The sequence below is a fragment of the Streptomyces sp. NPDC037288 genome (assembly GCF_055603265.1).
In genome coordinates, this window is sequence record NZ_JBVJVY010000119.1 from 1 (window position 1) to 6,604 (window position 6,604).

6 protein-coding genes and 3 pseudogenes are annotated in these 6,604 nt (G+C 67.6%); 4 read left to right on the plus strand and 5 right to left on the minus strand.

The window, feature by feature from the left end; all coding sequences use genetic code 11:
* Positions 1-665: hypothetical protein (locus ACZ7GZ_RS41690; RefSeq protein WP_471032894.1), on the plus strand; the 665-nt coding region annotated here is incomplete at its 5' end.
* Positions 666-842: 177 nt separating this feature from the next.
* Here the strand turns inward: ACZ7GZ_RS41690 and ACZ7GZ_RS41695 are convergent.
* From ACZ7GZ_RS41695 to ACZ7GZ_RS41710, 4 genes and pseudogenes are all read right to left on the minus strand, one after another.
* Positions 843-1,304, minus strand: coding sequence for a hypothetical protein (locus ACZ7GZ_RS41695; protein ID WP_471032895.1), 462 nt, complete (start codon positions 1,302-1,304; stop codon positions 843-845).
* A gap of 609 nt (positions 1,305-1,913) precedes the next feature.
* On the minus strand, positions 1,914-2,669 hold the full coding sequence (locus ACZ7GZ_RS41700) for an AAA family ATPase (RefSeq protein ID WP_471032898.1): 756 nt from the start codon (positions 2,667-2,669) through the stop codon (positions 1,914-1,916).
* Positions 2,666-2,872, minus strand: a complete 207-nt coding sequence (locus tag ACZ7GZ_RS41705; RefSeq protein WP_471032900.1) for an FKBP-type peptidyl-prolyl cis-trans isomerase — start codon at positions 2,870-2,872, stop codon at positions 2,666-2,668. The genes ACZ7GZ_RS41700 and ACZ7GZ_RS41705 overlap by 4 nt, the downstream gene beginning before the upstream one ends.
* A gap of 482 nt (positions 2,873-3,354) precedes the next feature.
* Positions 3,355-3,578: pseudogene (locus tag ACZ7GZ_RS41710) on the minus strand (IS5/IS1182 family transposase); the annotation flags it as partial.
* 288 nt (positions 3,579-3,866) lie between these two features.
* Between ACZ7GZ_RS41710 and ACZ7GZ_RS41715 the strand changes: the two are divergent.
* The 3 genes and pseudogenes from ACZ7GZ_RS41715 to ACZ7GZ_RS41725 all read left to right on the plus strand — a co-directional run.
* Complete coding sequence (locus ACZ7GZ_RS41715) at positions 3,867-4,898, plus strand: hypothetical protein (protein WP_471032902.1); 1,032 nt, start codon at positions 3,867-3,869, stop codon at positions 4,896-4,898.
* A gap of 133 nt (positions 4,899-5,031) precedes the next feature.
* A pseudogene (locus ACZ7GZ_RS41720) lies at positions 5,032-5,169 on the plus strand (TcmI family type II polyketide cyclase); the annotation flags it as partial.
* A 116-nt stretch (positions 5,170-5,285) separates the two neighbouring features.
* A pseudogene (locus ACZ7GZ_RS41725) lies at positions 5,286-5,414 on the plus strand (IS5/IS1182 family transposase); the annotation flags it as partial.
* Positions 5,415-5,558: 144 nt separating this feature from the next.
* Here ACZ7GZ_RS41725 and ACZ7GZ_RS41730 read toward each other — a convergent pair.
* On the minus strand, positions 5,559-6,284 hold the full coding sequence (locus ACZ7GZ_RS41730) for a DUF4241 domain-containing protein (RefSeq protein ID WP_471032904.1): 726 nt from the start codon (positions 6,282-6,284) through the stop codon (positions 5,559-5,561).
* Positions 6,285-6,604: the final 320 nt, after the last annotated feature.

The window sequence follows — 6,604 nt, forward strand, 5'->3', positions numbered from 1 at the left end:
GTGCCCGGTGGATCCGTACGGCCAACGGCGCGGCCGGCCGCGCCTCGGACGGCATTCGCTGTGCTGTGCCGGCAGCCCTGCATGAGCGGGCCGCTCACGAGCTGCAGGCCCTGTGCTCGCGTGTCGTCCGTGATCCGGCTGCGATCGCCGCGATGGCCCTGCTGGTCGACGACCGGGCCACCATCGAACCCGGCGGTGCCCTGGCGTTCGCCTGTCTGCTGTACCTCGCCGACCGGCACGAGGCTGCACAGTTCTGGTGGCAGTTCGCCGCCGGCGCGGACTCTTCCACCGCCGCCCACTGCATGTACTTGCACCACCTGCAGCACAGTGAACTCCGCGACGCCAGGCTCTGGTACGACCAGACGCAGGAGCTGCGCCGGCTGGACGAGAACCCGATACTGCAGGTCACGCCATCGCAACGGCGGGACAGCGCGTGGCCGTGGTCCCCGCGGACCGTGACTTTCCTGACCGTGTACGAGGTCGACGACTCGGCCGCGGACCTCGACGACCCCGGCACGCCGTTGCTGGTGGTGCCGCTGTCCGACTCCCTTGCCGAGGCTGTACGACGCCTTGAGGTGGACAATGATGTTGATTACGGCACCATTCCCAAGCCGGATCCCGATCTAGCCGCGGAACTGGAGGACTGCGTCGCCTCAGGAATCTAACGAGCGCTGCGCCAGCCTTCTTCCGGCCCCGCCACTACCCCGTGAGCGGGGCTCTCCCTACCGTCGAGGACGCCCAGCTCGGGGTCCGGGTAGCAGTGTGGGCACGTCGGTACCTGCTACCGGAGTGCCTCCACCGCCTGCTCCTGGGTCACACAAGCTGCAGCTCGGACATGAAGATCACGACGGTGGGGTGGCCAGGTTGCCGGCTCGGCCCCGCAGGATGCGTTCGAACCAGCCTGCAGTGAGTTCCGCGCATCGACCAGGTGAACCGGCCACGCGGAGTATCCCCACCACAGACCCTTGGAGGGGAATGTACATCTGGTCGTGGAGTTCGGTGCCGAGCACGCCCTGCCCGTCGAAGAACGCACCGAAGACATGGGAAATGACATTGGTTCCCGGCGTCACTGCACAGAGCAGGGCCAGCAGATGCGCGAACCCTGTCTCCTCGGGGCGGAGGACAAGGGTGTCGTCCGGGTCGCACGGCCAGGTGACCGCGCGCTCGCGTAGCACGGACACGAACCTGCACCGTGCGCCGTCCAGCGTCTCGAACGCGTCCTCGTCGGCTTCTCCTACTGAGAACCAGGGCACGTACACGCGGCTGACCATGGCCTGCACCGTAGCTGACAGGTGACTGATCAAGCCGACTCCACTCATTAAATTGCCCTCCGCGGTCGCCTGGCTGGCCTCGTACTGGTCCTCTCCGCCGGCAGCGCACAGGCGGAAGCCGTCCGTCCCCGCAACCTTTCTGACTCCTCTTCGACCTGTGACCCGTTCGACCTGGGCGTCACCCGAACGCAAATCGCTCCGGTCTGCGTCGGCATGGGCGGCGGGGCCCTCGCCGTCACCTACTAGTCGAGGGTGCCCAGCTCGGAGCCCGGTCGGCAGTGTGGGCAGACCGAGAGCCGGTACGGCCAGCGGACGTACCGCTGGGAGCGGCACGGAGCATGCAGCTGACCAGTGGTCAAGGCTGCCAACAAGGGGACACCAGCCCAGGCCGACCGATACCACCTGCTGCTCGCAGCCGAGCGGCCGGTGCAGACGACTGGTTGGCTGTGTAGGTCTCAACCGACGGCGTTTGCTGCTCACTGCGGGAGGCACTTTTGGCCTGTGGATCGGGAAGTGTTGTCGCGGAATGAAGTCGCACACCCGCCCGCAAGCGGTGCGGCTGCATCTCCTGGTGAAAGGGCGTCGGTGCGTGCACGCCTCGTCCTGGCTGACCGCGCAGAAAGCGCCGTCGAACGGACTGGTCTATGCCTCCTCGGCGAACATCCGGTCCAGGAAGCGGTCAGGGCGGTTGACGAATGCGCGGGTCAAAGCGACGGGCTCGGCTTGCTCATATTGCACCTGCTCGATGGTGCCGTCGCTTTCGATCTGCAGAATTCGTGCACCGGGCATGGCCAGCAGGATCGGCGAATGCGTGGCCACCACGAACTGGCAGCTTCGTCGGAGGAGTTCCCGGATCCGGACCATCAACGCCAGGCATCCCTGCACTGACAGGGCTGCCTCCGGCTCGTCCAGTATGTAGAGACCGTTCGGGCCGAAACGGTGGTGCACCAGGTCGAGGAACGACTGGCCGTGCGAGCGTTCGTGCAGGGACCGGCCGCCGTAGGCGTGCAGCAGTTCCCCCGAGCCTTCGTCCAGCCGCTCGATCTCGGTGGCCACGTTGTAAAAACTCTCCGCGCGCAGGAAGAAACCCGTACGAGGCCTACGGTTCCAGCACACAGTCAGGTGACAGCCCAGATCGGACTCGGTGGCCCGGCTGGCGAACCGGAAGGACCGGGAACCGCCCTCGGCGTTGAACCCGGCGGCCGTGGCCAGCGCCTCGATCAAGGTTGACTTGCCCGAGCCGTTGTCGCCGACCAGGAACGTCACCGCCGGGTCCAGATCGAGCCTGTCCATGCCGGCGAGGCGGGTGACGACCGGAAGGCTGAAGGGGTATCGGTCGGTGCCCACGCGCGGATCGAGGGCGACATAGCGCACAAAGCCCTTGTGGTGGTGGGTCATCGGCTGCCCGCTCTCGTGACGCCAATTTTGGTGACGAACGGAACACCCCTGTCCACGGAGGAGTCGAACTTTGTGCCGTCTGCCAGCGTACCGGTGTAGGGAATCTGGACGGTGTCGCCCGGCTTGGCGAAGTGGACACCATCCCCGGCCTTGATGACGTCTTTCGTAACTCCCACGCGTTCCTCTTCTCGACGGGTAGACATGTTCCGGTAGCCGACCCGTCCATGATGTCAGGCGAGCAACCGCCAGCCTGGCGACCCGCTTCAACGGTCCCCGCGGGCAAGAACAAAGGCGAGCACCCTCGGTCGCCTCGCTCTACTGGGCCCTCGCCGAAGCCGAGGACACCGCGGCGGACGACAGCCTGCCGATGAGGCCCAAACCAGTCGCAGCCGCCGGCCAGAGGAACCGCTCACCCCCAAGGACATCGATCTCCGCCAGCGTCTCCGGACCCAGGCCCACCCGAACGAGCAGATCCGCAGCTAAATCCGCGATCATTGCTTGGAGCCAATGACCTCACCAGTCCCGGGGCCGGAATACGCGACACCTCAACATGCGGCCTCACCAGGCAGGGGGAGTGACCCTCCGCGACCGCTCCCCAAGATCTGTGCCAGAACCCACTACTGCTCGATAGAGCCAACTGGTGGTTGTCCTGTCTCACTCATTCGAGGCGCTTTCTCAGCGAACCCAGTCGGATCTTCGAGCCGTACTTGCCCCGGTCGACAGGATTCGGGCCTGTCAGGTCCCCCTTTTCAGGGCCCGCATGTTCACCGAGTCGATGGCGCACCTCGAGCAGTCCAGGTCGCCGCGGGAGCCGAGTTCGTCGAGGACCAGGCGGTGCAGCTTGGCCCACACCCTGGCCTTCGTCCACTCGGTGAACCTGCGGTGAGCCGTCGCCCCGGACGGCCCGAACGACACTGCGGGGACCCAGCGTTCCACCTGGTCCTCGGTGACCCCGTCGGCCAGGTGCGGTCGGTGCGCTGCGGCCACGGCTGCCGGGCGCGTAGGGGGTCCGGGCCCCCAGGGATCCTGGACACGGTCTACGGGTCGGGACACCCTGCACCTCCGCGGCGATGGGGTCGTGCTGGTGAGTACCCAGGGGCCTGCTCGGCTCACTTCCCCGGGCAGGACGCGTCCACCGGTGAGGCCCTGACCTGCGCCGCGGGAACCGGCCGGCCCACTGCGTCGTCGATTACCGACGTGACTGAAGTGACCCCCACCCTGCCCGACGACTACAAAGAACTGATCTCCGACCTCTGCGGGATCGTCAGCGACTACCCCCACGGGAGCCCGCCGGCGACCCTCGGACTGCTCGCCGACGACGCGGCGGACGCGCTCGACCGCATCGGCACCCCGCAGGGGCGCCGGGAACGGACCGGGTACACGATCCTGCTCCACACCACGTGCTGGTACGTCGCCGCACGCGTCTTCAGCAAGTCCCTCTTCGCGTCGTACACGCAAGCCCTGGAAGGGGTGCGGGCCACGCTCGACCCGGCGTCCTGCACCTGCCCGGCCGGAGCCCACCCCACGGACGTGGACGACGAGTACGGCGTCGAGGCCGGGGTGAGCATGCTGTCCGAGGCTGGCCGTGCCGTGTTCGCCGAGGAGTACGGGCTGGAGGGCGAGGAACTGGCGGCGTTCGACTGCGAGGCGTTCCTCGCCGGCCTCGCCGACGGGGCCGCTGCCCGCATGCGCGAGGCCCACGAGGAGCTCTTCGGCAGTGTGGACGTCTCTCACCTCGACGCGCGGTTCCTCCGGGACGACGGCGGGATCGACATCGTCGCCCTGCAGGGGGCGATCCGGCGTTCCTGGGAGGACAACACCGGCCCCGTCGCGCTGTGGTCCGCCCGCCGCTGGCTGGCCGGGCAGGTGCGCGACGACGAACGGATCGGCCTGTTCCTGTCCCTGTGGATGGGCATCGCCCAGACCTACGACGGCCTGCCCCCCTCCTACGCCCGCGACTTGGTCGCGGCCTTGGACACCATCGGCCCGGACACCTCGTGCGAGCACCCCCAGCACCCCTGGTCCGCGACCACGCACGTGGACTCCCGGTATGAGGCGGTGGTGCATCTGTACGCGCCCGAGGACTACCCGGACACTCCGGTGCCCGTCGAGCTCTCGGCCCGCGAACTGTGGGAATGCCCGGCGCACTACGCCGAACTGGCACGCGGTGCGCGGGAGGTCGTCCAGCAGTGGCGTCACATGCGCGGCGGCGAGGAGGAGGACTGGTAGGTCCTGGTGCGGGCCGCCCCGCGGTCCCGGGCACTCACCGCGTGGTGCGCACGAGTCGTGGTGATGCCGGGAGCGGCACAGGATCGGACGCAGTCCCCGTGTTCCGCTGTCCCGCGTAGGAGACGTGCGCAGGATGACCACCACCTCAGAACGACCGCCGGCACGGGAGGTGTCGCAGCGGGTCTCCCAGGCCGTGTTCGACGGCTCCAGACTGCGGGTCGTCCTGCTGGTGGACGTCAACGACGGCGCCCAACAGCAGTTCCTGGAGGCCGGATCCTCGCCGGAGTGTGGCGTCTGGTACGGGTGCTGCTTCGGTTCGACGAGCAGTGCCGAATGGGCCGCTGACTGCGGTCTTCTCCTTGAGGTCGGTAGCCTCCCGGCGTGGGGATGGTTGAGCGGCTGGTGCCGGACGAGTTGTGGGAGCTGTTGCAGCGGGTGGTGCCGGAGGCGCCGTCGCGGCCTCAGGGCGGCGGGTTACGTCGCCACGGTGATCGTGAGGTGCTGGCGGCGATCGTGTTGGATGTTCATGGTGCGATGCTGTGTTCAACGGTGGTCGCGCGATTCGGGGCCTGCTGAGCCGAGCGGGGGTACTCCTCGCCTCACTTGGTCAAGTCCTCAAGTCGTTCGGGAAGTTCGGCGAGCGGGCTCGGTGGCGCCGCGTCACGCCTTGGCACCAGGCATGCCGCTGGTTACGACGATCGTGGCTACGTCGCCGGTCTTGGTGCGGCCCAGCCAGACGATGCCGCCCGACTCTGCCGTGAACGTGACCAGATCGGCTTGTTGTGACTCGTCGGTGACCCGCTCGCACCCGCCGGGCAGCTGTTCCGAGTCGCGCGGCACCGGCCAACCGTCCACATACGCGCGAAACGGCGCGGTCAAAGCCATCCACGCGCCGGCGTCGGCGAAGCAGCCCACATTGGCGTCGGAGGCAAAGCGGATCTGCTCGCCTGGCTGAAGCCGGTCGATATCGTCGTCGACACCCAGGCCCATCTCCCACCCGACCACGGGGTCGTCACTGATGCACAAGCGGGTCGCGGCGCACGCGACACCGTCGAAGTGCTTCCCGAAGAATTGGTACGGCCCCGCCGTCCACGCGATCTGCACCCGGTAGGTGCCCGGGGGAATTCGCACCGCCAGCTCCCGTGGGGGACTCGTGGGTAGTCCTCGCTCGTACTCCCAGGTTTCGTCGTCATGCCACGGCGCGTCCACGACAAGACGGCCGCTGGGTATGCGAATGGCGGTCACCTCTTCAATACCCTTGACCACGACGGGCGTTGTCGGATCGTCGTACACCGTCCCCAGGTGCTCCCCGGGCGTGAAGGCCGTCTCGAGGTACCAGGTGGCCTCCGGCCCGGCCGCCAGCCGAACGTCCCCGATCCACTCCATGTCTCATCCCTCCGTCGCCGCCCGGCCGGGCGGTCAAACGGAAAGGTACGCGGGCCCAGTGACATCGGCTGTTCACGCATCGACCCACGGAACGCGTCCGTGGCCAGGTCAGCTCGCCGTGGTACCGCCACTGTGTCGGATGTCATCTGGCAGGTCACCGGAGGTAGACGGCCAGACCGCAGGTCAGCGCGGTTCGGCTTGGGGGATCAAGCCGAGCGGCTCTGAAGCTTGTTATTTAACCTTTGCGAGCTTTGAGACGATTACGTTCGGCGATGGTCTGGGGGCGCCTGGTCGTTTTGCCCACGTCATGGCGGGTGGCC

Bases quoted from the DNA above. Each gene is read 5' to 3' on its own strand.
- ACZ7GZ_RS41700 (WP_471032898.1), bottom strand. From the start codon at position 2,669: ATGACCCACCACCACAAGGGCTTTGTGCGCTATGTCGCCCTCGATCCG.
- ACZ7GZ_RS41705 (WP_471032900.1), bottom strand. From the start codon at position 2,872: ATGTCTACCCGTCGAGAAGAGGAACGCGTGGGAGTTACGAAAGACGTC.
- ACZ7GZ_RS41730 (WP_471032904.1), bottom strand. From the start codon at position 6,284: ATGGAGTGGATCGGGGACGTTCGGCTGGCGGCCGGGCCGGAGGCCACC.